The sequence below is a fragment of the Vibrio sp. R12-SG2-ISO1 genome, from assembly GCF_059834045.1.
The window spans coordinates 290306-316584 of sequence record NZ_JCBDGO010000008.1 but is presented as its reverse complement, the minus strand read 5'-3'; the positions used below and the strand labels follow the sequence as shown (position 1 = coordinate 316584).

At 50.3% G+C, this 26279-nt stretch carries 19 protein-coding genes; 15 read left to right on the top strand and 4 right to left on the bottom strand.

The features are described 5' to 3' along the window. Positions 1–278: 278 nt before the first annotated feature. The 11 genes from AC6R10_RS06820 to AC6R10_RS06770 all read left to right on the top strand — a co-directional run bounded on the left by AC6R10_RS06820 (position 279) and on the right by AC6R10_RS06770 (position 15952). Positions 279–614: a Grx4 family monothiol glutaredoxin gene (locus AC6R10_RS06820; protein WP_334552696.1), complete on the top strand. Its 336-nt coding sequence runs from the start codon at positions 279–281 to the stop codon at positions 612–614. Between the two features lie 95 nt (positions 615–709). Then, entirely contained in the window at positions 710–2656 is a 1947-nt protein-coding gene (locus AC6R10_RS06815) for a DNA topoisomerase III (protein WP_500671841.1), read from the top strand. A gap of 311 nt (positions 2657–2967) precedes the next feature. After that, on the top strand, positions 2968–4305 hold the full coding sequence (locus AC6R10_RS06810; RefSeq protein ID WP_500671840.1) for a carbohydrate porin: 1338 nt from the start codon (positions 2968–2970) through the stop codon (positions 4303–4305). A gap of 162 nt (positions 4306–4467) precedes the next feature. Then, positions 4468–6468 carry a methyl-accepting chemotaxis protein gene (locus AC6R10_RS06805; protein ID WP_500671839.1) on the top strand — a complete coding sequence of 667 codons (2001 nt, stop codon included), beginning with the start codon at positions 4468–4470 and terminating at the stop codon, positions 6466–6468. Between the two features lie 288 nt (positions 6469–6756). Beyond that, positions 6757–7764 (top strand): LacI family DNA-binding transcriptional regulator, encoded by a 1008-nt coding sequence (locus tag AC6R10_RS06800; RefSeq protein ID WP_500632261.1) that lies wholly within the window; start codon positions 6757–6759, stop codon positions 7762–7764. Positions 7765–7803: 39 nt separating this feature from the next. Beyond that, positions 7804–9048: an extracellular solute-binding protein gene (locus AC6R10_RS06795; protein ID WP_487903507.1), complete on the top strand. Its 1245-nt coding sequence runs from the start codon at positions 7804–7806 to the stop codon at positions 9046–9048. An 87-nt stretch (positions 9049–9135) separates the two neighbouring features. Next, positions 9136–10101 carry a carbohydrate ABC transporter permease gene (locus tag AC6R10_RS06790; RefSeq protein WP_420378211.1) on the top strand — a complete coding sequence of 322 codons (966 nt, stop codon included), beginning with the start codon at positions 9136–9138 and terminating at the stop codon, positions 10099–10101. Positions 10102–10103: 2 nt separating this feature from the next. After that, positions 10104–11000, top strand: coding sequence for a carbohydrate ABC transporter permease (locus AC6R10_RS06785; RefSeq protein ID WP_334552683.1), 897 nt, complete (start codon positions 10104–10106; stop codon positions 10998–11000). 13 nt (positions 11001–11013) lie between these two features. Continuing rightward, a complete protein-coding gene (locus AC6R10_RS06780) occupies positions 11014–12363 on the top strand; it encodes a GH1 family beta-glucosidase (RefSeq protein ID WP_500671838.1) in 1350 nt (449 codons plus the stop codon). Continuing rightward, entirely contained in the window at positions 12363–13454 is a 1092-nt protein-coding gene (locus AC6R10_RS06775) for an ABC transporter ATP-binding protein (protein WP_487903504.1), read from the top strand. Before AC6R10_RS06780 ends, AC6R10_RS06775 begins: the two co-directional genes overlap by 1 nt. Before the next feature lie 86 nt (positions 13455–13540). Then, entirely contained in the window at positions 13541–15952 is a 2412-nt protein-coding gene (locus AC6R10_RS06770) for a glycoside hydrolase family 94 protein (protein WP_500671837.1), read from the top strand. A gap of 39 nt (positions 15953–15991) precedes the next feature. Here the strand turns inward: AC6R10_RS06770 and AC6R10_RS06765 are convergent, their stop codons facing one another. Beyond that, entirely contained in the window at positions 15992–16942 is a 951-nt protein-coding gene (locus AC6R10_RS06765) for an aldose 1-epimerase (RefSeq protein WP_500671836.1), read from the bottom strand. Positions 16943–17008: 66 nt separating this feature from the next. Here AC6R10_RS06765 and AC6R10_RS06760 point away from each other — a divergent pair, with 66 nt between their 5' ends. The 4 genes from AC6R10_RS06760 to AC6R10_RS06745 all read left to right on the top strand — a co-directional run bounded on the left by AC6R10_RS06760 (position 17009) and on the right by AC6R10_RS06745 (position 22744). Continuing rightward, on the top strand, positions 17009–20101 hold the full coding sequence (locus AC6R10_RS06760) for a GH116 family glycosyl hydrolase (RefSeq protein ID WP_500671835.1): 3093 nt from the start codon (positions 17009–17011) through the stop codon (positions 20099–20101). 167 nt (positions 20102–20268) lie between these two features. Next, the gene (locus tag AC6R10_RS06755; protein WP_500626040.1) at positions 20269–21285 is read left to right on the top strand and encodes a LacI family DNA-binding transcriptional regulator; all 1017 of its coding nucleotides are present in this window, start codon (positions 20269–20271) and stop codon (positions 21283–21285) included. 62 nt (positions 21286–21347) lie between these two features. Next, positions 21348–22259, top strand: a complete 912-nt coding sequence (locus AC6R10_RS06750) for a histone deacetylase family protein (protein ID WP_500671834.1) — start codon at positions 21348–21350, stop codon at positions 22257–22259. Positions 22260–22261: 2 nt separating this feature from the next. Beyond that, positions 22262–22744, top strand: coding sequence for an NUDIX domain-containing protein (locus tag AC6R10_RS06745; RefSeq protein ID WP_500632253.1), 483 nt, complete (start codon positions 22262–22264; stop codon positions 22742–22744). An 80-nt stretch (positions 22745–22824) separates the two neighbouring features. Here AC6R10_RS06745 and AC6R10_RS06740 read toward each other — a convergent pair whose 3' ends face one another. Genes AC6R10_RS06740 through AC6R10_RS06730 form a run of 3 tightly spaced genes read right to left on the bottom strand, consistent with a single transcriptional unit; the run spans position 22825 to position 26245 of the window. After that, positions 22825–24093 (bottom strand): DUF3526 domain-containing protein, encoded by a 1269-nt coding sequence (locus AC6R10_RS06740; RefSeq protein ID WP_500671833.1) that lies wholly within the window; start codon positions 24091–24093, stop codon positions 22825–22827. After that, a complete protein-coding gene (locus AC6R10_RS06735) occupies positions 24090–25526 on the bottom strand; it encodes an ABC transporter permease (protein ID WP_500671832.1) in 1437 nt (478 codons plus the stop codon). The genes AC6R10_RS06740 and AC6R10_RS06735 overlap by 4 nt, the downstream gene beginning before the upstream one ends. A gap of 2 nt (positions 25527–25528) precedes the next feature. Beyond that, entirely contained in the window at positions 25529–26245 is a 717-nt protein-coding gene (locus AC6R10_RS06730) for an ABC transporter ATP-binding protein (protein WP_334552662.1), read from the bottom strand. Between the last annotated feature and the right edge of the window lie 34 nt (positions 26246–26279).

Below are 26279 nucleotides of genomic sequence, written 5' to 3'. Positions count from 1 at the left end.
ATTCACAGCTTGCACGCGGCTTGCTGTGGTCAATGTGCTGACTTGCGTTCTAGTTTAGCAAGTTTTTACTTTATTAAAAGAGTTATTCGGATCCGATCACTGCAAAATTCTCGTCATGAGCCCGTCGGCTTTTGCAAGACACCGCATTGTGCAAACAGTGTCGCATTCAAGCCCAAATCTGTGCAAGGATTAAATCCCTTCTTATTGTAGGCTTTTTATTCTGCGCTAATGGTTTAGAATGTCCAGAATATTTGCAGTAACTCCATTAAGAGGAAGCAATGGAAACTATCGATAAAATCAAACAGCAAATCGCAGAAAACACGATCCTTCTTTACATGAAAGGTTCCCCAAAACTACCAAGTTGCGGTTTCTCATCTCAAGCAGCGCAGGCTTTGATGGCTTGTGGCGAAAAATTCGCTTACGTAGATATTCTACAAAATCCAGACATCCGTGCAGAACTGCCAGCGTATGCGCAGTGGCCAACGTTCCCACAATTGTGGGTAGAAGGTGAGCTGATCGGTGGATGTGACATCATTATTGAGATGTTCCAAAAAGGCGAATTGCAGCCACTGATTAAAGAAGCCGCGGCGCGAGCAGGCAGCGACGAAGAATAATACTGGTTATATTTACAGTTTTTCTTGATTTGTAAGGGCGACATTGGTTAATGTTGCCCTTATTTTTTGCCATTTGACTCGCGTCTAAACTCCCTATGTCCCGTCTGTTTATTGCTGAAAAACCCAGTCTTGGCCGTGCGATCGCGGCCGCGCTGCCTGGCCCAAAGAAAAATGAGTCAGGCTATATTCGTTGCGGTAATGGCGATGTAGTGACCTGGTGTATTGGCCATCTGTTAGAGCAGGTCGAGCCAGACAGTTATGACGAGCGCTACAAAAAGTGGAATCTCGCTGACTTGCCTATTGTCCCGTCACAGTGGCAACTCAGACCGAGAAAGTCCGCCAGCAAGCAGCTCACAGTGGTCCGTAAGTTACTGAAAGAGGCGCAGCAGATCGTCCACGCTGGGGATCCAGACAGAGAAGGGCAATTGCTGGTGGATGAAGTGATTGAATACTGTCGCGTCCCCCAAGGTAAGAGGACGTCGATGCAACGTCTGCTGATCAGTGACTTGAACTTACCAGCCGTTAAACGTGCGCTTGACCAAATGCGCAGCAACCGTGACTTTATCCCCCTTTCTGTTTCCGCGTTGGCGCGTTCACGCGCCGACTGGTTGTATGGGATGAATATGTCGCGAGCCTATACCTTGTTGGGGCAAAAAGCGGGCTATCAGGGCGTTTTATCCGTTGGGCGCGTTCAGACTCCGGTACTCGGCTTAGTGGTGCGCCGAGATGAAGATATTGAGCAGTTTGTACCTAAAGATTATTTTACTTTGCATGCGTTGATTCCCTATCAGCAGGGTGATCAGGCGTTTGATATTCGCGCGAGATGGAAGCCGAGTGAAGCCTGTCAGCCTTGGCTCGATGAAGAAGGCCGAGTATTGAGCCGCAAGCTGGTTGAGAACGTTGCAAGCCGTATTGCCAATCAGCCCGCGACAGTGGTGGAGTCCGAACAAAAGCAGACTAAACAGTCGGCGCCGCTTCCTTATTCGCTCTCTGCCCTGCAAATTGACGCCGCCAAGCGTTTTGGTATGAGCGCACAACAAGTGCTTGATACCTGCCAATCTTTGTACGAAAAACATAAGCTCATCACCTACCCACGCTCAGATTGCCGCTACCTGCCGTTTGAGCACTACTCGCAGGCGCGTTCGGTCTGTGATGCGATTGCCAATAACGCCAAGGATCTGTCCACGGCGGTGGAGGAGGCGAATCTCTCCTTGAAGTCCAAAGCATGGAATGACAGCAAGGTGGATGCGCACCACGCGATTATTCCGACGCCTAAAAAAGCGTCAGTCAATGCGCTCTCTGCAAGTGAAATGAAAATCTATCAGCAGATTGCTCGCCAATATCTGATGCAGTTTTACCCTGCAGCCGTGTATGCCGAAGCCAAGTTGGTGTTTGAGATCGCCGGCGGGGCGTTTGTCGCCAAAGGTCGACAATTGGTCTTAGCGGGGTGGAAGGCACTGATGGGCAAAGTGGATGATGAGGATCAAGGCGTTGAGACGGTGCCACCGCTGGCGAAAGGAGAAGTGCTGACCTGCCGAGAGGGAGAGATCAAGGAGAGGAAAACAGAGCCGCCGAAACACTTTACCGAAGCCACGCTCCTGCAAGCGATGACAGGCATCGCCCGATTCGTTGAAGACAAAGCATTAAAAGCCATCTTAAAAGAGACCGACGGGTTAGGCACCGAAGCCACTCGAGCCGGTATTTTGGATACGCTGTTTAAGCGTCATCTCCTCACCCGCCAAGGCAAAGCCATATTGAGCTCCGCCGCCGGGCGCGGGCTAATTCACGCCTTGCCAAGCGAATCCACCTACCCTGACATGACCGCCCACTGGGAGCACCAGTTGCAAGGTATGGCCGAGCGAAATCAAGCCTACCAACCTTTCATGCAAGCACTCCAACAGAGCATCGACGGATTGATGCAGCAGGTCAAATCCGGTGACGTGCCGCCATCGCTGCGTCATTTACCTAAGGTTGAGCGTCCGGCCTACAAAAAGAGACGTTCTTTTAAAGGCAAATCACCAAGAGCGAAGAAAAGCCGTTGAGCGAGCATGAAAGCTTTCATAATGCTGAAAGTTTTCATGTGAGTTGTTTTTTGTTCGCCTGTTTATCGACTCGTTTTCGTGACAAATTTCGCCAAATCTCATGAAATGAAACCGATTTCATCCTCGCCTAACCTGAAAAACAACGTCATAACTCTATGAAAGTCTTGTTTTAATTTTTAAATCTCTTGAATAGAACAGTTTCATGACGCTTATTTCAATAATCGGATGTGAAGTCGGCAAATATTTTCAAAGGTTTCATTGCTTATTATTTCCCTGAATTAAAACAAACCTAAATTAAATAGGGATATAACATGAAACATTTTAGAGTTTTACCAATAACTTTAGCGGTGGCTTCCACTCTCGCTTCTGCCTCTGTCCTTGCTGCGGAAACCGATATTTCGGCATTAGAGCAACGTATTCAAGAATTAGAGTCAAAGCTGGTTGAAATTGACTACGTTAATGACCAACAACAAGCTGTGTTGACTCCAGATACGCAAGTGCCTCAAGGCATTATCTTCTCAGGTTACGCACGTTATGGCGCGCACCACTCGTCAGGCGACAACCGTTATGTCGAAGTGGGCAGCACTGGTCGCTCTCTTGGCCGTTTGGGTAACGAAGCGAACGGTGGTGAAGTTCAATTAGCCAAAATCTTCCAAGCAGACAATGGTGCCAAATGGGATTTGGTTTTCATGGTGGATGATTGGAACAACGACCAATGGGGTTCATCAGGCGGCGTGAATTTGAAGAAAATGTATGCCGGCGTCACTAACATTTTTGAAAGCCAACCAGAGCTCTACATGTGGGCGGGTCGTGACTTCCATCAGCGTCCACAACAAGGTTTGAATGATTACTTCTGGATGACCCATGATGGCCAAGGCGCGGGCTTCAACAACCTAAACTTGGGTGGTGTGAAGTTGGATATGGGCTTTGTTGGAGCAGTGGATAGCGAAGATGGCGCTTTAGGTAATGACTCTGGCCGTTATGCGATCACCTCTAAGTTACATGGTATTAACGCAGGTATTGGCAACCTTGACCTGTATGCTAACTACGGTTTTGCCTCTGATGAAGCCGGCGATGATGTGAAAAATGAAACAGCTTGGCAAGTTGGCGCCGTGCTTGGTCTAGGGAGTTCGAACAAACTTGTCATGAAGTACGCGGACGGAGCGGACAATTCAGCCTTTGATCTCGCGGGTGACAAGCAGGTTTTCTACGCAAGTGTTGAAGGGGGCTACAAAGCGTCTGAACAATTTATTATCGATTACTTAGTGTCATACAAAGATATTTCCGGAGGTGATGTAAAAGCCACTAATGACGTGAATGCGGATGAAATAAATAAAGATGTCACTGAGTATGCGGTTATCGTACGCCCTCAATACCAATGGGATGATGTTCATTCAACATGGTTAGAAGCGGGTTATGCCATTGAAGATTACGGCAATGGTGATGAAAACAGTGGTTGGAAGTTGACGTTGTCTCAAAACGTCTCTCTGGGAGGACTACCTTGGAGCCGTCCGATGCTACGTTTCTACGCGACTGTCGGCGATGTTGATAGAGATGTACAGAACTTCAATGACCTAGGTTCAGTAGAAGTTGATAACGCGACGTATGACACCGTGGCTGTCGGTGCCATGTTCGAAGCGTGGTGGTAAGCCTAGGGTAATTTACTGTCCAACTTATTGGTCCCACAAGGCAGATTGGTGGGACCGGGTCGACCAGCCAATTTAACTCCAGTTTGGGCACAGTTTTGTGCCCATTTTTTATCCTTGTCAAACACCGAAGTGTTCTAGATTCGGTCAAGAACGGGTGAACCTATGCCATTTCAAACCCTTGTGTCACGCCTCTATTTGGGCTTTATCTGCTTGATTGCGATTATGGTCGGATCGGCGTGGCTCTCTGTACACAGTAGCCAAGATGTCACAGATAAGATGGAGTCGATTACTCGTGATACGACTCCATTGATGTTGCGCTCTGCGCAGTTGACCATAGATTTTCTTAATATCAATCGTAGTCTTACGCCCTTTTTATCGGCTCAATATTTGGATGAGTTGCCCCCTTTTGAAGAGCGGATAGCCGTCAATCGAGATGTCTATCTGAGTCAGTTGGAGTGGTTTGAATCGGCAGCGCAGCATCAACCTCAGCTCATGCCATTCCTCACACCCGTCAAAGAACAAGGGCAATTGGCGCTCAGTGGTTTGGAAGCGGTGATGGGCGCCTATACCGATGTGCTTGATGCGCAAGATCGCAGTGACTATCTTCAATCTCAATTCCAACAACTGATGACGCAGTTGAGTAACTCGCTTCAACGTGCGCGTACAAATGCACAATCAGAGTCAGCTCAGCGAGCGTTGGATGGGTTGACCAGTCAAGTGTCGTTGCTGGGCAATGAAGCGAATGAGGTCTACAAGCAGAAAGACATGACAGAGCTGCGCTCAGTGGCGCGACGTTTTACCACGCGTCAGCGTTATTTGGAGGAGAGCGAACAAGCCTTAACCGCGGTAGCGCCAAAGGTCTATCAAACGTTAGAAGGTACCTTACAGCGCCTAAAGCTACATGCGTTTTCTCAAGAGGGTGCAGTGCATTGGCACCTGCAAACCGTAGAGCAGGCAGAACAATTGCGACAACTACGTCAGGAATTGGAACAAGCCATTGATCGCCAGCTCGAACATATCGATGGCTTGTCACGCTTTGCCAATCAGGTCGCCAATGACCTGTATGAAGAGGCAAAATCGTCCACCGAGGCAACTCAAACCTTGTTTATCGGCATCTCGTTTGGCTCTATTGTTGTCGCGCTTGTATTGGGTTTGAGTTTTGCCAGTATGGTGCGCCGACCGACACGGCTCTTACTGGGGGCACTCGATGCCATCGCGCAGAAAGATCTTACGTCTGATGTCGATTATTCAGCGCGCAACGAGTTTGGCCAGGTGGCGCAAAAGGTCAATGTCGTGGTGCGTCATCTGTCGGAGATGATTGAGCGTATTCGTCAATCCAGTGCGCAGGTCAATGAGGCATCACTCTCCAACCAAACCATTAGCGCAGAGCTCAATCAAGCGATCAGTCAACAGACAGAGCAAACGCTATTGGTAGCGACGGCGATGGAGCAAATCGAGTGCTCGGTGACAGACATCGCGAGCTCAGCAGAGCAGACGCTCTCCCTAGTCACAGGCGCCGTTGAGCACTCCCAGCACGCGCAGACAGAGATGAATAGCAATGTGGCGATGTTGGAATCGCTCTCTGAAGAGCTTAACCAAGTCACTGAAACTATTGGAGTACTGGAGGCTGAAAGTGCCAGCATTGAGTCGATATTGGAGGCCATTTCCGGTATTTCAGAGCAGACCAATTTACTTGCACTGAATGCGGCGATTGAAGCCGCGCGCGCCGGTGAGCATGGCCGAGGATTCTCTGTAGTGGCCGATGAAGTGCGAATCTTAGCAGCGCAGACCACCAGCAGTGCGAAAGAGATTCAAAACAAAATTGAGCGATTGCAGCAGCGCTCGGATCTCGCTAGCCAACAAATTGCCAGTTGTTTGAATGGGATGGGGCAAAGCATGCAGCAAACCGAGCGAGTCAATGCGCGACTGCATGAAGTGCATAGCCGATTGGATCAGGTTTCTCAGCGTAGCCATCAAATCGCGTGTGCGACAACAGAGCACCAGTCGGTGGCCAGTGATGTCACTAAGAACGTCAGTCACATTCACTCCTTAGCAGAGCAGAATTTAGATCGCTCACACCAGCTCGCGACTCAAGGAAAAGAATTGGAACAACTGGCGCAAGTGCAATTTGAATTAACGGCCAGCTTTATATTGCGCCATTAATTTCACTATTAAGTATTATATTAGAGAGGTATTTACCTCTCTTTTTGTATTTTATGCCCCATAAAAACACATGCCACTAGGTTATTTTCTGGCCTGATAAATAAAAGATGTGTGGTTATTTCATGAAACTGTTTCATGGCGACGATTGAAACTGTAGCGGCTCTCTATTTTTCCAAAACCGCCATTTTTTTCCAAAAATTAGTGTGATGACACTCACTCATTCCTCCCTTCAACTACGGAATACTCAGCCTGTAAGCGGTTTCAAGTCAAAGCAGTATTGAGGTTTCAGTGGCAACAATTAAACACGTTTCCGAGCATGCGGGGGTTTCTCAGGCAACGGTATCTCGAGTCATTAACGGTACCAGTCGCGTGAGTCACGACAAGAAGCTCAAGGTGGAAAAAGCGATCAAAGAGCTGGGCTATCGTCCCAATTCGATTGCTCAAGCCTTAGCGTCGAGTCGTACCGGTAGCGTAGGGATTGTTGTACCGGAGCTAGGTGGGCCTTTCTTCTCGGGCATTCTCCATTGTCTAGAGGAAAACCTGCGCCGCTTTGGTTATCACGCAGTGGTGACAGCTGGCTCAAACACGGAGCAGGGGCAACGTGAGTCAGTGGAATTCTTGCTAGGACGTAGGGTCGATGCATTAATTCTTCATGTTCAACACCTGTGTGATGACTATCTGATCGCTCTGGAAGAACAAGGGATTCCTGTTGTGTTAGTGAACCGTTTTATTCCAGAGATGTATCAGAGCTGCATCGATATTGACAACGAGTTGGGGGGCAAACTGGCGACTCAATATCTTTTGCAGCAGGGGCACACCGAGATTGCTTGTATCACAGGGCCTTTGGATAAGTCAGACGCACGGGGGCGTTTGCAGGGTTACCGAAGTGCACTGGAGGAAGCAGGCTTGGAGTACAACGAAGCGCTGGTCTCGGAGGCAGGGTTTACCGAAGAGACCGGTGTTATCGCCACCAAAAAACTGCTCAAGCGTCGGTGCCGATTCAGCGCGATTTTTGCGTCGAACGATCACATGGCGTTTGGTGCATTTGAGGTGCTACGCAGCGCAGGTTTCTCTATCCCGGAGGAGGTGTCGCTGGTGGGATTTGACGATAACATTTTCGCTCGTTACCTGACCCCATCGTTAACCACAATCAACTTCCCCATTGAGCAAATGAGCATTGAGGCCGTACAGCTCACCTTGCAAAAACTGAACAAAAACAAGCGTGATGTGAATTTCAAACTCAACCCCGCGTTGGTAGTGCGAGATTCAGTCAAGGACCTAAACAGTACCCTATAGCACTCGTTTAAACACCAATAACAAGATTAAGGATAAGACATGAAATTTAAGACCTTAGCGCTTTCGAGCGCGGTTGCACTCGGGCTTGCTGCTACAGCGACAGCAGCAGATAGTCAAATTCGCTTTGATGGATTTCCAGATTTTGACAGCAGCTTAAAAGTGCTTCTGCCTGAATTTGAAAAAGAGTCTGGCATCAAGGTCGACTACCTGATGAACAACCATGGTGACCACCACACCAAGTTGACTACCAACTTGGCAACAGGGTCGGGCGCAGGTGATGTGATCGTAGTCGATGTCGAAAAAATCGGTCCGTTTGTTGCCTCTGGCGGTTTGGTGAACTTATCTGAGCAATATGGGGCAGACAAATACGCCGATCGCTTTGCGCCTTATGCATGGACACAAGGCAAGGGCGGTGATGGTGATGTCTACGGTATCCCTGTCGACCTAGGCCCAGGTGTGATGTACTACCGTACGGACATTTTTGAAAACGCTGGTATTGATGTCAATGAAGCCATTAAAGATTGGGATTCTTACATCGCGGCGGGTGAAAAACTTAAAGCACAAAATGTCCAGTTGATTGCCTCTGCGGCGGACGTCGCGCAAGCGATTATCTTTACGACTGTGCCGGAAGGCGAAGGTCTGTACTTTGATGCCAAAGGTGAGCCTGTGGTGACGTCTGAGCGCTTTGTTCATGCGTTCGAAGTGGCGAAGCAGATCCGTGACAAAGGCTTAGATGGCCGTATCTTGGCATGGTCAAACGAGTGGTACGAAGGTTTCCGTAATGGCACGTTCGCCACGCAGCTGTCAGGTGCTTGGCTATTGGGTCACCTAAATAACTGGATCGCACCAGACACCGCCGGTAAGTGGGGCGTATCGAACCTACCAGATGGCATCTACGGCAGCTGGGGCGGTTCATTCCTGTCTATTCCGACACAATCGACTAAGCAAGACGAAGCGTGGAAGTTGATTGAATACATGACGACTAACCGTGATGTGCAGCTCAAGCACTTTGAAACTATTGCTGCGTTCCCAGCGAACGTGACGACCTACGATGACGATCTGTTCCAAGAAGAAGTGGCCTTCCTCGGTGGACAGAAAGCGCGTTTGTTGTTTGCTGAAGTGGCGAAGAACATCAAGCCAGTGGCGCCAGCAAAAGGTGACCACGTCGCGCGCTCTATCATCTTAGAAAACGCGTTGATGGAAGTGCTGGATGAAGGAAAAGACATCAAAACCGCACTGCAAGAAGCAGAGCGTTTGATCAAGCGTCGTACGCGCAACCTGTAAGTCAACGTTTGTTTTAAGTTTGGGAGACGCACTCTGCGTCTCCCTAGGTAAGAGGTCGTTACTATGAATCAAGCAGCGAGCAGCGCCATGGAAACTTCAACCGGTCAGAGTCTTTTTTCTCGCCTAAATTTGAAAGCGCTTACACCGTACGGATTCCTATTGCCGTTTTTGATTATTTTTTCTGTATTTGGGATTTTCCCGTTACTTTTTTCTGTTTATCTCTCGTTCCATGAGTGGAACCCAGTCGAAGGACTCGGCGCGATGCAATATGTGGGGTATGAGAACTACTACATCGCATTGACCGACCCGTGGCTTTGGCGCTCATTGAAAAATACGTTGTGGTTAGCCATCACATCCGGTGTGGCTCAGCACCTTGTCGCCATTCCTGTGGCGTACATTTTGGTGTCAATGGGTGACCGTCTTCGTCATTGGTTAACGTCAGCGTATTTTCTGCCGTTTATTACCTCTACCGTTGCGGCATCGCTGATCTTCTTCAACATGTACTCGCCAAACTCCGGCATCATCAACCAAACCTTGATGGCGTTGGCTGACAGTTCTCTGTTTGGCTGGGCGTTCAGTTGGGTCAATGAGTACCAGCCGATTCGTTGGTTAGATGACGCGACTATGGTGAAACCATCGATTGCCATCATGGTGTTTTGGAAATACACCGGTTTCAACATCGTGCTCTACACCACAGGCTTGATGACCATACCCAAAGACATCCTAGAAGCTGCCCGTATGGATGGCGCCAACGCACTGCGCCGTTTTTGGAACATCTCACTGCCTATGATTCGTCCGTTTGTCTTCTTCGCGGTCACCATGACCATCATCGGTAACCTGCAGCTGTTTGAAGAACCGTTCGTTCTGACACGTGGTACTGGCGGTACGGGTCAATCGGGCCTCACCATCTCCATGTACCTCTACAAAGTGGGTTGGGAATGGCTAGAGATGGGCACCGCTTCGGCGATTTCTTGGTTGCTGTTTGCCTTGATCGCTGCGTGTACCACGATTCAATTCTTCTTCTTCGGTAAAAAAGGCTTAGGGGAGCAATAACCATGACGACTCACTCTGCGACTTCGCCAGTGTCGATTTGGGCAGCCATCAAGCCCAGCGACCGAGCGATTGAAATTTTCACTAAGGTGCTGATGGTCGTATTGGGCATCATTCTGATTGTCTCTGCGATTGTGACGGTGTTTCCGTTTGTTTGGTCGGCGCTGTTATCCACACGCGACCGCACCGAAATCTTTGGTTCGGGTATCAGCTTTGCCATTGGTGACAGCTTGGCGATCAACTACGCCAAACTGCAAGAGATCATGCCTTTTTGGCAAGCGATGTTTAACTCGATTTATGTCGCCTTCCTAGGCACCACGATTTCGCTACTGTTTTGTAGCATGGGGGGCTATGCCTTCGCCGTGTTCAAGTTCCGCGGCAAAAATATCCTGTTTGGCATGTTGGTTGGATCCATGATGATCCCGCCCGTACTGAGCTTGATTCCCTACTTTATGATCGTCAAGTTCCTTGGCTTGCTTGATAACCACATGGCGGTTTGGCTGCCGTTTACTACGACGCCGTTTGGTATTTTCTTGATGCGTCAGCACGTTGTGGCCTCGATCCCGAAAGAGTTGCTTGAAGCGGCTAAACTGGATGGAGCGGGGGAGTTTAGAACTTACTGGAGCGTGGTTTTGCCATTGATGAAACCAGCGTTGGCAACATTGGCTATCGTTCAGTTCGTCTTCTTCTGGAATATGTTCATGCAGCCGTTAGTTGTACTGACGACGCCAGAAAACTACGTGATTACTCAAGCCCTGCGCAGTGTGCAAGGGATTCCTAATACGCCATGGGGCGCGGTGATGCTGGGGACCACCATTTCCATTTTGCCTTTGGTGGTGACGTATCTCTTCGCGTCAAAACAGATGATCAGCGGCTTAACGTCGGGTGCAGTAAAAGGTTAGATAAGGTAAGAAAATGAATAAATATCAACTTCCAAGTGACTCAAAATTACGCAGTAAGGAATTTGTCTTTGGTGTGGCGACCTCGTCTTACCAAATCGAAGGTGGCATCCATGAAGGCGGTCGTACGCCCTCTATTTGGGATACCTTTTGCGCCGTGCCAGGTAAAGTCGACAATGGTGACACCGGCGCTGTAGCCTGCGATCACTACCATTTATGGAAACAAGACATCGAGATGATTCAAAGTCTCGGTGTGGATGCTTACCGCTTATCCATGGCGTGGCCGCGCATTTTGCCACAAGACGGCGTAGTCAATGAGCAAGGATTGGCGTTCTACGAGCAGATCATCGATGAGTGTCATGCTCGTGGTTTAAAGGTCTATGTCACGCTCTATCATTGGGATCTGCCTCAATACCTTGAAGACAAGGGCGGCTGGTTAAATCGTGAAACCGCTTACAAGTTTGCTGAGTATGCCCAAGTTGTCAGCGAGTATTTTGGCAACAAAATTGATGTTTACACCACCCTTAACGAACCGTTTGTTGCCGCTTTTCTTGGCTACCGCTGGGGCATTCATGCACCGGGTATCGAAGGGGACAAAGAGGGCTTTTTAGCGTCTCATCACTTGATGCTTGGCCACGGCTTAGCGATGCCAATCCTGCGCGCCAATGCACCGGACTCTTTGCATGGCATTGTATTTAACGCGACGCCGTCTTACCCACTAACGCCAGAAGACCAAGGCGCGGCAGATTACTGTGAAGCGGAGAGTTATCACTGGTTCATGGATCCGGTACTCAAAGGGGAGTACCCAGCGGTGGTAATGGAAAAACACGCCGCCAATATGCCGATGATCCTCGATGGTGATTTGGCAGTGATTTCAGCGCCGGTGGACTACGTTGGCTTGAACTACTACAGCCGCAGCGTTGCCCGTTACAACGAGCAAGGTGAAATTGAGACCATCAAACCGCAAGAGTCGGAGTACACCCACATTGGCTGGGAAATTTATCCGCAGGGTCTGACGGATCTCTTGGTGCGCTTTAAAGAGCGCTACGCCAATCTACCGCCTGTCTATATCACAGAAAACGGCGCTGCCGGTGATGATGAAGTCTGCGCCGGCCGCGTTGACGACACGCAACGTGTGGCCTACTTCCAATCGCATTTAGAAGCGGTCGACAACGCTATCAAAGCGGGGGTTCGCGTCGATGGTTATTTTGCGTGGAGCCTGATGGATAACTTCGAATGGTCATTTGGCTACCACCAACGTTTCGGCATCGTCCATGTCGATTACCAAACTCAACAAAGAACTTTGAAACAGAGCGCCATTGCCTATCGCAATATGTTGCTAGAGCGCGCTGAGGAGAACAACTAATGGCTAAAGTAGAATTTCGTAACATTAAAAAATCGTTTGGTGATGTGGACGTCGTAAAGCACTTCGATTTTACCGTCAATGACGGTGAGTTTGTGGTGTTCCTTGGCCCTTCTGGCTGCGGTAAATCGACCACGCTGCGCATGCTCGCGGGGTTGGAGAGCATCTCGTCTGGCGATATTTTTGTCGGCGATAAGCTGATGAACAAAATCGACGCCAAAGATCGTGATTTGGCGATGGTGTTTCAAAGTTACGCGCTCTACCCGCACATGACGGTGTACGAGAACATCGCGTTTGCTCTCAAACTGAAGGGTATGAAAAAGCCAGACATCGACGTTGAAGTGCGCAAAGCGGCCAAAATGCTTGAGCTCGAGCCCTTGCTTGATCGTAAACCGAAAGAGTTATCGGGCGGGCAGCGCCAGCGTGTGGCCATGGGGCGCGCTATGGTTCGTACACCTAAGGTGTTCTTGTTTGATGAACCGTTATCGAACCTTGATGCGAAGCTTCGCGGTGTGATGCGTGAAGAAATCAAGCAACTGCATCGTGAACTGAAAACCACCACGATTTACGTGACCCACGATCAGATTGAGGCGATGACGCTCGCCGATCGCATCGTCATTCTTAAAGATGGCTATGTGGCGCAGGTCGGTACGCCAACCGAAGTCTTTAAACGCCCTGCCAACAAATTTGTTGCGCAGTTCATCGGTAACCCGTCGATGAACATGTTGGATGCGAAGTTGATTGAAAAGCAAGGGGCGTTCTTTGTTGCCCTAGGCGACGTCGAGATTCCGTTGCCAGAGCGTTTCAAAGCGCACGCGTCGAAAAACCTCGCACTGCACTTTGGTGTGCGCCCAACCGACATTCATTTGCGTGCTGAGCAAGTGGACCATGACCGCGTGCTGCCGATTCCCGTCACTATCAAAGACAAAGAGCTGCTCGGCGCCAGCATTTTGCTGAAAACCGAGGTCAGTGGTCAGCCGTTGATGGTTGAAACCCAAGCGGCAGAAGTGGATGTGAAGGATTTGACTTTATACCTCGATCTCGACGCGATTCATCTGTTTGACGCGCTGAGCGAAAACTCGCTCGCGAGTTAAGGCTGCCACTCTCGGCAAACCTAATTCGCTTTATTACACGATTTAATGATTTGCTCCCTCTGGTTGGGGGAGCCAGGGATAGTGACATGAATTTCGGATATTTTGACGATAACAACAAAGAATACGTCGCCACCACACCATGTACGCCAATCAAGTGGTGTAACTACGTGGGCACACTCGAGTTTGGCGGCTTGGTCGACAGCAATGGCGGCGTGGTATTGTGTAAAGGTGACCCAGCCCTCAACCGCATCACCAAATACATCGCTCAATTGCCTAACTCAGAGTTTAAAGGGTCGACCTTATACCTAAAGGTGAAAAACCGCCAAGGCGACGTTCAGGCGTTTTCACCCTTCTATACGCCGACGCTTAAACCTCTCGATAAGTTTGAGAACCATACCGGGCTGTCATACACCACCATCATCGCCGAAGGGTATGGGGTGCGCTGTGAGGCGACCTTCTTTGTACCTAAAGATGCCCCCGTCTTGCTCGAAGACATCCGAATCACCAACATCAGTGACGAGGCTTTGCACGTAGACGTTGTGCCAGTGTTCGAATTTACCCATTTTGATGCCCTTAAGCAGCTCGTCAACGCGGACTGGGTGCCGCAAACGATGACGCTCAACGCGCATCAACAGGCGAGCGGTCATACCGTCTTAGAGCAATACGCCTTTATGAAGCGCGATTATGCCGTCAACTTGATGACCGCCGACCGAGTGGCGACCTCATTCGATGGCGACCGCCAAGTGTTTCTCGGAAATCACGGTTATGGCAGTTGGGCTGCGCCAGAAAAGCTGTTTGCAGACGAACTTGGCAACAGCGAGTGTTTACGTGGCGACAACATCGGCGCGCTCAATTTGCGTTTGGGTTGGATTGAGCCTCAAGCGAGTGAGCGCACAGTCGTGCAACTGACGCAAATGTCGAGTTTGGCTGAGGCCGCGCCCATGCTGGAGAAATACCGCGATCACGCCCAAGTGGACAAAGCCTTTGCTGAGCTAGCCGATCATTGGCAAGCTTACCTGGCGACCGTACAGGTAGAAACGCCCGATCCGGCGATGAACTCGATGCTGAACATCCACAACCCGCGTCAGTGTCATACTACTAAGAACTGGTCACGTTACTTGTCTCTGTATCAGCTTGGCTACGGTGCGCGTGGTATTGGTTTTCGAGACTCATCACAAGATACCTTGGGCGTGATTACCCATATGCCGGAAGAGGCGCGTGAGTTTATTGAGCGTCTTTTATCGGTCCAAAACCAAGATGGCTCCGCGATGCACCAGTTCTTCCCCTCTACGATGGAAGCCAATGCCGGTGACTCGCGAGAAGAAGAAGACCGACCGGATTACTATGGCGATGATCACTTGTGGATCATCTATGCGGTCACCCAATACGTCAAAGAAACAGGCAACGGTGCGTTTCTCGACAAATCGATCCCGTTTTATCAAAAAGATAAACAGGGTCAGCCGCTTGAATCTGCCTCAGTGTGGGAGCATTTATGCCGAGCGATAGAGTTCACGCGCAGCAATACCGGTCAACACGGTTTGCCGCTACTGGGTTTTGCAGATTGGAATGACACGGTTAACTTACCCACTGGCGCCGAGTCGATGATGGTCGCCAACATGTACGGTAGAGCGCTGTTGGATATGCTTGATTTGTGTCGCTTACGGGGTGACGAGCAACGTGCGCAGCAATACCAAGCGCAGTACGAGCAGATGAAATCCACCGTCAACGAATGTGGATGGGATGGCGAATGGTTTATCCGTTATTTTGATGAGCAAGGTCAGCCAATTGGCTCACACATCAACGCGCAAGGGCAAATCTACACTAATGGTCAAAGCTGGCCAGTGATTTCCGGGTTTGCTGATGGCGAGCGTGCCACCACGGCGCTGAATTCTGTCTACTCGAAACTCAATACCGCTAATGGGATTAAGCTGTCAACACCAGGCTATAACGGCTTTGATCCTAACTTAGGTGGCGTCTCGACGTATCCACCTGGGGCGAAAGAAAATGGCGGCATCTTCCTGCACGCCAACCCTTGGGTGATGATTGCTGAGGCGAAGATGGGCAATGGTGATCGTGCGTATCAGTACTATCGTCAAATCAATCCTGCCTCGAAAAATGATGTGATTGAGACATTCGAATCGGAGCCATACTGTTACCCACAAAACATTCTGGGTGATGAGCATCCGCAGTTTGGATTGGGACGCAATGCTTGGCTATCGGGCACCTCGTCTTGGACTTACGTCGCGGGCACACAGTGGATTTTGGGCGTAAGACCGGACATCGATGGATTGATCATCGACCCCTGCATTCCCAAAGCGTGGCCAGAATTTCGTGTGACTCGACAATTTCGCGGCGCCACGTACCACATCCATGTCGATAACCCTAACCGGGTGAGTAAGGGGGTGGCTGAGTTACGTGTTAACGGTGAACGTGTCGAGGGCAATAAAGTGCCCGTATTGGCGGCGGGTGACCACCGCATTGAGGTGACGCTAGGCTAACCAATGCTCGGGGAGGCTCGCCTCCCCGACGATGGTGCATCAGCGCCGTGGCTGATAGTGTGCGTGGCACTGCCACTCAAACTGCGCGGTTTGCTCGGGATTAAGTTCCAATAAACCCATGTGATTGTTAAACGCATCAGCAGGGCATGACATAGGTTCAATTGCAATACTCGGCTCCGACGCTGGCGTGTAGAGCTGAATAAAAGGGTAATTTGCCCCTTGCTGGTAGTCGAGACGGGCTTGTTGATCCGCTCGGGTTAGGGTGAGCGATTGATCACTGCTGTGATGAAATCGATAGCAATGATTGAGTGTGACATCGGCGAGCGTCGTTGGGCTACTGAGGGCGGTGTTACTCGTGTATTCGCCGGTGGGTAAATCATCGCGGTGCACGACCTCTTGATGAGGGCTTAGGCTCAGTTGGCACTGCGCCAGCGAATCACCGAGCGAAAAATAAGGATGCCAAGCATCGCCATAAGGGAAAGGGGATTCGCCGGTATTGGTGATCTCGGTATAACAGCGAAGGCGGCCATTATCATCAATGTGATAGCTGACGTCGAGCCGGAAAGCGAAAGGAAAGCCGTCGGCAAGATGGTCGGTCTCATAGCGAAAGCGCGCCGTGGCGAAGTGCTCTTGTGCATCGGTCTCAACGACTTGAAACGGTTGATTGTAAAGTAGGCCATGTACGGCATGTTCAGACCAAGGAAAGTTCGCCGCTAATCTGTAGTCATGCCCTTGGTAGTGATATTGACCGTTTTTTAGGCGGTTAGGGAAGGGAAACAGTTTGGCACTACGAGAGAAAAAAGGGTGAGATTGAATCACATTTTGACTGTCTTGGTAGCCAACAATAAATGAGAAAGGACTATGATTGACCCGATATTGGTTAATAATGGCACCAAAGTCTTGAATAATTTCGACGCAGATGCCGAGTTTTGAATTTAAGAGTGTTGTGGAGTGAAAATCTCCAAATTTCCCTTTAACGATTTTAAACATATTAATATCTCCTTTGAAGATGATATTAATTGATGAATATAAATATTCAATGTTGGTTTTCACATTATGATAAATAAAATTCCATACACTTCATATTTTGGTACATCGGATGTTCTGTGCAGTAAAGGCAACGCCGTTGAATTTATCCAGCCTTGGTATACGCCTATCTCAACCACTCCTGAGAATACAGGTATGGCAGTGGGTGGTATTGGCAACACGTTCACCCTAACGCCGCAAGGTAAAACGCCGAATTTTAGTTTCATTCCTGGTATATTTATTGATTGCCAAGAGGATGATATCTACTTCAACGATTTCTATATTTCTGTGATGGATGAACATCACGTTGAGAATCTGGATATATCGGATTTTTCTGAAGCGAAACTGTATTTAAGTTACTATCCGGCGATATTTTTACGTGAGGCATCACAATGTAAAAATAAAGATGAGCTATTGTCGTTAATTAGGGAAACTATTTTGTCTGGTCAGTTCTACTTGATCAACAAAGAGCACTTCCTACGCTGGAATATTGAATTTAGCGCCGCGACGCATCAGGCAATTCAGGCTGACGAGACAAGCGTTGAGACTCAGCTACTGGTCGCGATCGACTTTTTTAATGGTCTGTTAGTCAATGGGTCGACCCACGCGTGGTCATTGACACCGCAACGCGGCGCAGTGGTGCCCTCTGTTGAGGCCAGTCGAGTGCATTATCGGGCGCTGTATCCGTTGGCGGAGTATGACTATCATGGACTCGGTGATATTGAGTTAACTCGCCAAGTGGTCTCTCCTGTGGTCAAAGATGCCCCAGAACTTTGCAGTCTACCTTTGCACTGGAACCAATTTCAGCTCACCAACCGCAGCAATAAAGCTCAGTGGGTCACCGTGGTCCAGCCGCTGAATAACTTGATGGGAGCGACCTACCAAAAGGCGCGAGATGGCGTACAAGATTCGTGTTGTCACTTGGTGCAAAACCCTATTGGGCATCTGCATCAACCGATTGTGCTTGATCAAGGTGAGACGCAGTTCAGTGGTGTGCGCTTGGCGTCCAACTCACCGTATGCCAGTGATATTGAAGGCGAAGTGATTTACGGCGTTCAAGCGTCAGCGAGCACAGTTCAAGCGGGCAAGATAACCGTGTCGCTTAAATCACAGGTTTACGCCAGCAAGGCGCAGCAACAAGTGTGGCGTGCACTGCATACAGGGCGAACCAATGATCATTTTGACCGCGGTATCTACAGTGGCCGTGAGCCACTCAGTGCTCTAGTTTGTGTTCAGGTGAAGCTTGAGCCGGGTGAAACGCAATCGCTGCGTTTTGCGCAAGTGATGGATCACAGCAAAATCCTTCTCGACGGTTGGCAAAGTCACAAAGCGTACGCTCGCTACTTCGCTGAGCCATCACGCGCTGAAACGATATTAACCCAGACCTTGCCTAAGCTTTCAGAGGTAGAGCAGCGTATTGTCACCCAGCAACAAGGCTTTTATGACCAGGCGGTGGCCAAGTTTAGTGGCCAAGAGAGTGCCCTGCGTTACTCGACGATGGCGATGAACAGCCTATCGTTTTTAGCGGAATCAACCGTGTGGGACGTCGAAGATACCTTGCTGGTCAAAGAGTGTGTCGATTATCCCTTCTTTAACTCACTGGATGTCTATTTTTACGGTTCGTTCTCACTGCTGTATTTGTTGCCGCAACTCGATGGGGCGGTGATGAAGCATTTTGCGCGGGCGATTTTAGCCAGTGACGCGACTCTGCGTCGCTATTGGGAGTATGAAGACAAACCTTACGCTGAGCTGGTTGACGAAAAATACCAAGGGACACGTGCCGAGCGTGGTGCGGTGATACACGATCTTGGCAGCCCTTACGATATTCAGCCAGATGCCTACAGTTGGCATAACGTCAAAGAGTGGAAGGATCTCGCACCTAAATACATCCTGATGATCTACCGCCACTGGCAGAAAACCGGCGATCAGGCGGTGGTGGAACAGTGCTGGCCGGCGGTGAAAGAGAGCATCGAGTACCTCAGTCAACTGATTGGCCCTGGTGAGGATCTACCTTTGACACGTGGCACGGACGATACGTTTGATAACCTGTCGTCTCATGGCATCTCTATCTACTGTGGTAGCTTATGGGCCGCAGGGTTGCGCGCGGCAGCTGAGTTAGCTCAATGTGTTGGTGAGATGGCGCTGAGCGAGGGTTACAATGAACGTAGCGAGCGCGCTTTGGCAACCCTCGAACGTGCCTTATGGGATGAGAAGCAAGGCTATTACCACTTTTTCGTTACGCCGGTCCAAACCAAGCATCTGACAGGAGAAGGTTTGGCTGATCTACAAGGATTGGGGTTAGCGGTGAGTGGTGACGCAGTGAGCGATGCCGCGGTGTTGAACGCGTATCTTGATGAGGTCGACGAGGCGAGTGACGATGGCCAAAGGGCGCAGCGTAAAGTGAAGAAGCAGCAGTTATTGAGCCGCGCACCCGCCGCCTTTACCTCTCAGTTTGCTGAGCTGGTGGAGGATTCAGATAACAGTTTTGGTGATGCGTTACTGGCTGACAGCTACCTGCAATTGGTGGGGCTACCTCGCTTGTTTGCGCCGCAGCGGACTGAGCGAACTTTGGATTTTATCTACCAAACTAACTTTGTTTCTAACAGTCCTAAGCTGGGGGTGGCGAATATGACCCTAGCGGACGGGCGTCCTCACGAGGCATTCCAAGCGCAAGATGTCTGGATTGGCGTTCAATTCAGTGTTGCCACCGCGCTGCGTTTGGCGGGTAAGCAAACGCAAGCGGAAACCTTGATGGATACCGTCTATCAGGCGCTGTACAAAATGGCGAAGATTCCTTTCGCCGCACCGGAGGGTTTCAATTGCTCGGTCGTGGTGACGCCAGAGTCGATGGCGCAGCGATTTGACATCGATAAGACTCGCGCTCAGCAGTGGGTATCGTATTTGCAACACTTAGGTCATCTACTTAGCGATGGGCGTGTGAATCCAAATCTGACGGATGATACCGATGAGTTTATTCGCTCTCTCGCGTCTGACGAGTTTGCTGCTAAGGATAATTGGCCGGATCACGCTGAGCTGCATAAGTGGTTACTCAGCACGGGGTTAAAGTACACCGCAGGGCGATACTTCAGACCGGGAATGATTTTCGCTTATCTGTACCAATAATGAGGGACGCGCATACGTGGGCGCAGGCAGAGCGATGTCATATCTGGTTGCCATTGAGTTTTGCCTGAACCTCACAAAGCCGCAATCGTTGGGATTGAGTACACGACTCAGTCCCATTATAGTTCAGCCACTAACGGTGAGTGACTCATGATGAGCCGAGCAACCTTATGACAAACAAGAAGAAAAAATCCCCCACGGTGTACGATGTCGCGACGTTGGCTGGCGTCTCGCCTAGTACGGTGTCGCGTTTTTTAAACCGCACCACCTATGTGTCTGATGACAAGAGCCACAAGATCGAGCAGGCGATCACCACGTTGGGTTACAAGCCCAATTTTCATATGCAGCAAAGCACCACTCGTCGCTCGATGACGATTGGTGTGCTGATTCAGCATCCAGACAGTCCTTACACCAGTCGTATTCTCAATGACATGGAGAATGTATTGCTGGCGCAAGGTTACTCCTTGGTTTTAGCGACTGGACATTGGCAAAATAAGCTGGAGATTCATGCGCTTGAGTACCTGATGAAAAGCAACGTCGATGGCATCATCGTTGTGACGGGCAACTTGAGTGAGCAGTCGATTCTCACCACGGCGAAATCCATTCCGGTTGTCGCGGTAGGCTATGACATTCAAGGGGAGAATGTTCGCTCCTTGAATCTAGATAATGTACTGGGCGGATATATTGCAACGCTGCACCTGTTGCAACTTGGCCATGTGAATATTGCCCACATTAAAGGGCTCTCCAGTCAGCCAGATTCGGGAGCGCGCTTTACCGGGTACAAGAAAGCGTTAACCGAAGCGCAAATCAAACCCAATCCAAAATTGATCAAACAGGGCGATTTCAGCTCTGAAACAGGGTATGAGAAAACGGTCGAACTGATTGAATCTAAAGTGCATTTCTCTGCGTTGTTTGCCGCTAATGATCAAACGGCGTATGGCGCAATGAAAGCCCTAACTGACCACGGCTTTCGAGTGCCAGAGGATGTCTCCATCGTCGGTTTTGATGATTTGCCCACCTCTCAATACTTTACGCCCGCTTTAACTACACTGCGTCAGCCGATTGAAGAGATTGGCGCCGTCTCTGCGCGTTCGATGCTGAACTTATTGTCAGGTGAACGACATGAGGCTCGTTTACCACCGATAGACTTGATGATTCGACAATCCACCAAGTCCATCTATCGATAGTCGTTTTCCCTGCGCCCATGAGCTGCTAGCATGGGCGTTATGGTTACGTGTTTGTTGTCCTCATGATCCCCCTGATATACCACCCGATCTACTCCGATTTACCCTTGCCTGACGGGCATCGTTACCCGATCAACAAATATCGCTATCTGTATGAGGCGATACGCAAGCAAGCGCCTTGGCGACACCGTATCGATTGGGTCACGCCCAGTGCCATCACGATGGAGGAAGCCGCGCTTACCCATTGCGACCAATATCTTGATCTCTTGTGTCGCGGCGCACTGCCTGCTGCCAAAATGCGCCGAATTGGCTTTCCTTGGAGTGAGCAACTGATCGCTCGCACCCTCACTTCGGCAGGGGGTACCTGTGCAACGGTTGACGCGGCGCTAGAGCGAGGCGTGGCGATTCATTTGAGCGGCGGCTACCATCACGCGCACTATGATTTTGGCAGTGGGTTTTGTCTGATCAACGATTTGGTGATCGCGGCCAAACGAGCCTTGACCAATGAGCATGTGGATACTGTGCTTATTGTTGATAGCGATGTGCATCACGGCGATGGCACGGCGACCTTGTGTCGAGATGAGGCGGAGATCATTACCCTATCGTTTCATTGCGACAAGAACTTTCCGGCGCGCAAACCGGATTCTAATCTTGATGTGGCGCTTTCAAAGGGCACAGACGATGCGACATTTTTAAGTCACTTTACTAGCGTGGTTGAGATGGCTGTGAATCTGCATCAGCCTGATTTTATTCTCTATGATGCCGGTGTGGATATTCACCAAGAGGATGAACTGGGGTATTTTAATGTCTCAACACAGGCGATATATCAACGAGATAGAGCTATGTTTGAAGTAGCGACGAGGCGAGGTGTGCCGATTGCCTGCGTCGTCGGTGGTGGTTATCGCACTCGTCATGAGGATTTAGTGCCGATACACATGCAGCTGATTCAAGCTGCAATGGATGTTTACAAGGATTAGTCATGGAACACAGGATACGTGCCGCGGGCATACTGGTCGATCAAGGCGCCGTGTTGTTGCTCAGAGTCAACGATTTTACCGGTGAGTACTGGATACCGCCGGGTGGCGGCATGGAATCGGTTGATCGCAGCACGAAGGCGTGTGTTGAACGTGAATTCGTTGAAGAGACAGGGCTGAGCGTGAAAGTGGGTGAGCTCGTGTGCGTGCGCGAGTTTCTTGAAACGGAAAATCATCGCTACCATGCCGAGTTCTTTTATCACATCACCCATTATCAAGGCACACCGAACTTAGAGAACCTCAAAGGGCTGAATGACGAGCAGTTTATTCAAAGCGTCGAGTGGGTGCCGATTGAACAGTTGGCAGAGAAACGTCTCTATCCAGTGGAGCTTAAACACAAGTTGTTAGCGCTGATTGAAAGTGGACACTACGCCACGCATCTCGGCTCTTACATTCAAGGATCGTTTGAAGACATTAACCAGCTTTAACTGAGCAGATTTATGAAAAAGGCGCAGGCAAGTGATTGCTCTGCGCCTTTTTTTTCGCTCATTGCTTGAGTGAGCGAGCCTTAGCCCTCGTCAGAGAAAACCGGCATGGACTCCAGTTCATCATGGCTAAATGGCGCGTCACCAAACAGCAGCGGGTAGTAGAAGTGTCTCAGCGATTGGTGGAAATCGCGCACACGTTGCTCGTAGCGCATGCTCGCTTTAACATCGGTATTCGCCAGCGATGTCATCCAACGTTGGGTGAGCGTTGAAGGCGAAAGCCACGCTGCATAGCCAGCGGCGGCATCACGTTCGCGTAGTGTTTGGCGATACGCTTGTGACAGTGGCGCGGCTTTTTGATCGCCCACTTGCTGAAACGCGTAGTACCATTTCCATTCGAACAGTGATTGCATATCGGTTGCTTGCGCCCATTCTGGGTGGGTAGTTAAGAATGACGCCCAAGTATCAGAAAAGGGTTTGTCCCACGCACCGTTTACCTCTTCGCGTTGCAGCAGTACGATGTCGCCGCCACTTGGACCTGTGATGGTGTGGTTAATCACGCTATCACTGACCACGGGCACCACCACCGTCGAGGCTAACCAAATACCAAGTAAAGCTGAGGCAATGCGCGCCGAGCGCTGACCTTTCTGTGTGAGTGTTTTTCCGATGAGTAAGGTCAACCATGCCCAAAACGCGAGGTGGACAAGTACGATGGCCATCACCGCGAGGACTTGGGTGATGGGCACTGCCATCGTCCATGCACCAAGACCAAAGGGGACCAACAGTGCCAGCGCGAGCCCGGTGCAGAGAATCAACGCACGCGCAGCCCATAGCGAGCCTTGACGTTTAGCGCTCACCAACAGCAGATCGTAGCGACCCGCTTCGCGCTCTCCCGCCCGTAAATCATGGAGTAACAGAATCACAAACAGAGGCAGTAGTATGCTGACGATAAACGCAAAATCAAAAAAGCCTGCCAAGGAGAGTTCCGGGTTTTGTGCGTCGGTTTCGTAGATCTGCCCTTCGAGCGCTAGCATGCGGATGCGGTGCTTCCAAGACGTCACATCACGCTGGCCCATGGCTGCAAAGGCAAGCGGCTGAGGCTCAGAGTAGGTGAGGTGGAAGCTGTAGTAAGCGGCGCTGCCGTAGTCGTGCTGCTCGGCGAGAATGTGTTCGCGCTCTGTGGCATCCTTCGCCTGCAAGCGAACTAAGGTCTCTTGCTGCTCACGAATTTCATTTACGCCGCTAACGATGGCAAAGCTCGTCAGGGCAAACACAACCAGCAAAAAGCCGACAACGTAACCTTGTTTAGCGAGAAAACGGGTTTCACGGATGAGATCCGTTAAAGACATCATGACATCAATCTCCTAGTCGCGAAACGGATAAGGCCCGCCAGAATCAGTAACCAAAGTCCCATTTGCAACGCATATCGCAGACTTTGGGCGAGGCGGGCGTTGGGCGCTTGTGGCGTAAAAGTAAAAGAGGAGAGCACTTGCCAGTGGTGAGCGTTGACGCGCGCGGCTTTGGCTGTCGCGTCGTCTTTATAGCGATTCACGTCAGTTTGGTAATCAAGATCGTGCAGGTGGACGTGATTTAGCGCTTGAACGAACTCAAAACGCAGATCTTCGGCTTGGCGTAAAAAGCGATGGTGCGTTTCCAAGTTGGTACCAGCCAGCATCATAGAGAGGTTGGCCATGGAGACCGTCGGCGATAACCAACCAAATTGGCGCGCAATGTTCGCTTGGTTTTGCTCTTTGTCCATGTTGTCTTCGGCGTAGCGATTGAGCACCTTAGTCAGTTTCTCTTCTGAATACGCGGCGACGGCGCCGCGAAAGTTGACTGGCAACTCGGCGATGTCATCCACTTGGTATTGCTCAAGGAGATCGCGTTTGAGTTTTTCAAAGGCCGGGTCAGCGGCGTTGTGTCCGTCGCCAAGCTGACGCAGCTCCTCAATCACGCCAAAATCTGTCTCCAATTTGCCCATCGCCGGCGCCAGTGTGGCGGCACTTGAACTGGCAATACGTGGCATCAATACCGCAAATACCACCCATAGGCTAATCAATATGGCGAAGCTGGCGTGACTGCGTTGACTCACGCTCGAGACCCACAGCACCAGCGCACTCCAAATGACGATGTAGCCAAGGTAACCGGCGATAAAGGCGCTGCTGGTCAAGACACTTTCACCCTCGCCAATGGCGAGCAGGCTCGCAATAATTAAGGGTAATAACATGACGACTCCGGCCAAGACCAATGCCAGGAACTTACCACTCAGCAGTTGACGGGCGTTCACCCCTTGCGTGATGAGTACGGTCAAGGTACCGGCCTCTTTTTCCCGCGTGACGCAGCTGTAACCGACCAAAACAATTAGCAGTGGCAACAGCACCTGGACCAAAAAGGCAGGAGACAGAGAACTAAAGCGCGTCATGCCGCTAGACTGGTTTTGCTCAGCGAACATCGCGGTGTTTTGGCGATGGCCCTCAAGAAAAATCGCATGACCCGTATACGCATCAACACCAGGATCCAGTGCACTCAATGGCGTGGGATTACGAAACACGTAGTGACCGTAATGGACCATTCGATGTGGGTGACGGTCAGGTTGGGCCATAAATTGGGATTCAGAGTACTGCTGAAGTTGGCGACGCTCAGCATCGGCGTGTTGTGTCTCAACATGATTGACCACCACAGATGCCAGAGTGAGTAATACGCCGATCACCAGCACCGTAGCGGCAACTTTGCTGCGACGCCAAAAACGCCACTCATCGAACAGAATAAGAGAGAGAGTTTTCATGCTTAGCCCCTTTGCGCGAACGCGGCGTGGACTTGTTCGGTGTCGATGCTGCCTTGTTCTGAACGCTCAAACAGACCGACAATGCGTCCTTTGTCTAATAGGCCGATTCGGTCGGCCACTTGGCATGCGCCGTAGACATCGTGGGTGACCATAAACACGGTCGTGCCTTGTTTGGCAAGCGCACTGATCAACTGGTTGAACTCGTCAATGGCTCTTGGATCTAGGCCTGATGTTGGCTCATCAAGAAACAGCACGGGCGCTTCACGCAGCAGCGCGAGGGCGATCGCGGTTTTTTGTCGCATTCCTTTGGAATAGCTGGAGAGACGTTGATGCCAGGCATTGGGCTGGAGTGCCACTTGCGCAAGAGCTTGTTCCACCTCAGGACGTGAGCGAGTAACGCCCGAGAGAGACAAAAAGTAGTCGATGTTTTCAAGGCCGCTTAGATGCCCATACAGCATGACGGATTCAGGCAAGTAAGCGACTTTACTACGAATCTCATCAATATGAGTGGTGGTTGAGAGACCGAGTACCTCGGCATGGCCTGATGATGGCGTCACGGTGCCCAAAAAGGTTTTGAGCGTTGTCGATTTGCCGGCGCCATTGCCACCGAGCAAAGCAAAGACTTCCCCTTGCTGGACGCTAAAGTGAACATCATTGAGAACCGGGTTGTGTGCGAACTCGACGCACAGAGCGTTGGCGACGACCACGGGTTGTGTCATGGGAGTTTTCCAAGTTGGTTAATGAGAATTGGTC

Excerpts from the sequence above, each read along its gene's own strand:
- AC6R10_RS06820 (WP_334552696.1), top strand. The coding sequence starts at position 279 with ATGGAAACTATCGATAAAATCAAACAGCAAATCGCAGAAAACACGATC.
- AC6R10_RS06815 (WP_500671841.1), top strand. The coding sequence starts at position 710 with ATGTCCCGTCTGTTTATTGCTGAAAAACCCAGTCTTGGCCGTGCGATC.
- AC6R10_RS06810 (WP_500671840.1), top strand. The coding sequence starts at position 2,968 with ATGAAACATTTTAGAGTTTTACCAATAACTTTAGCGGTGGCTTCCACT.
- AC6R10_RS06805 (WP_500671839.1), top strand. The coding sequence starts at position 4,468 with ATGCCATTTCAAACCCTTGTGTCACGCCTCTATTTGGGCTTTATCTGC.
- AC6R10_RS06795 (WP_487903507.1), top strand. The coding sequence starts at position 7,804 with ATGAAATTTAAGACCTTAGCGCTTTCGAGCGCGGTTGCACTCGGGCTT.
- AC6R10_RS06790 (WP_420378211.1), top strand. The coding sequence starts at position 9,136 with ATGGAAACTTCAACCGGTCAGAGTCTTTTTTCTCGCCTAAATTTGAAA.
- AC6R10_RS06785 (WP_334552683.1), top strand. The coding sequence starts at position 10,104 with ATGACGACTCACTCTGCGACTTCGCCAGTGTCGATTTGGGCAGCCATC.
- AC6R10_RS06780 (WP_500671838.1), top strand. The coding sequence starts at position 11,014 with ATGAATAAATATCAACTTCCAAGTGACTCAAAATTACGCAGTAAGGAA.
- AC6R10_RS06775 (WP_487903504.1), top strand. The coding sequence starts at position 12,363 with ATGGCTAAAGTAGAATTTCGTAACATTAAAAAATCGTTTGGTGATGTG.
- AC6R10_RS06770 (WP_500671837.1), top strand. The coding sequence starts at position 13,541 with ATGAATTTCGGATATTTTGACGATAACAACAAAGAATACGTCGCCACC.
- AC6R10_RS06765 (WP_500671836.1), bottom strand. The coding sequence starts at position 16,942 with ATGTTTAAAATCGTTAAAGGGAAATTTGGAGATTTTCACTCCACAACA.
- AC6R10_RS06760 (WP_500671835.1), top strand. The coding sequence starts at position 17,009 with ATGATAAATAAAATTCCATACACTTCATATTTTGGTACATCGGATGTT.
- AC6R10_RS06755 (WP_500626040.1), top strand. The coding sequence starts at position 20,269 with ATGACAAACAAGAAGAAAAAATCCCCCACGGTGTACGATGTCGCGACG.
- AC6R10_RS06750 (WP_500671834.1), top strand. The coding sequence starts at position 21,348 with ATGATCCCCCTGATATACCACCCGATCTACTCCGATTTACCCTTGCCT.
- AC6R10_RS06745 (WP_500632253.1), top strand. The coding sequence starts at position 22,262 with ATGGAACACAGGATACGTGCCGCGGGCATACTGGTCGATCAAGGCGCC.
- AC6R10_RS06740 (WP_500671833.1), bottom strand. The coding sequence starts at position 24,093 with ATGATGTCTTTAACGGATCTCATCCGTGAAACCCGTTTTCTCGCTAAA.
- AC6R10_RS06735 (WP_500671832.1), bottom strand. The coding sequence starts at position 25,526 with ATGAAAACTCTCTCTCTTATTCTGTTCGATGAGTGGCGTTTTTGGCGT.
- AC6R10_RS06730 (WP_334552662.1), bottom strand. The coding sequence starts at position 26,245 with ATGACACAACCCGTGGTCGTCGCCAACGCTCTGTGCGTCGAGTTCGCA.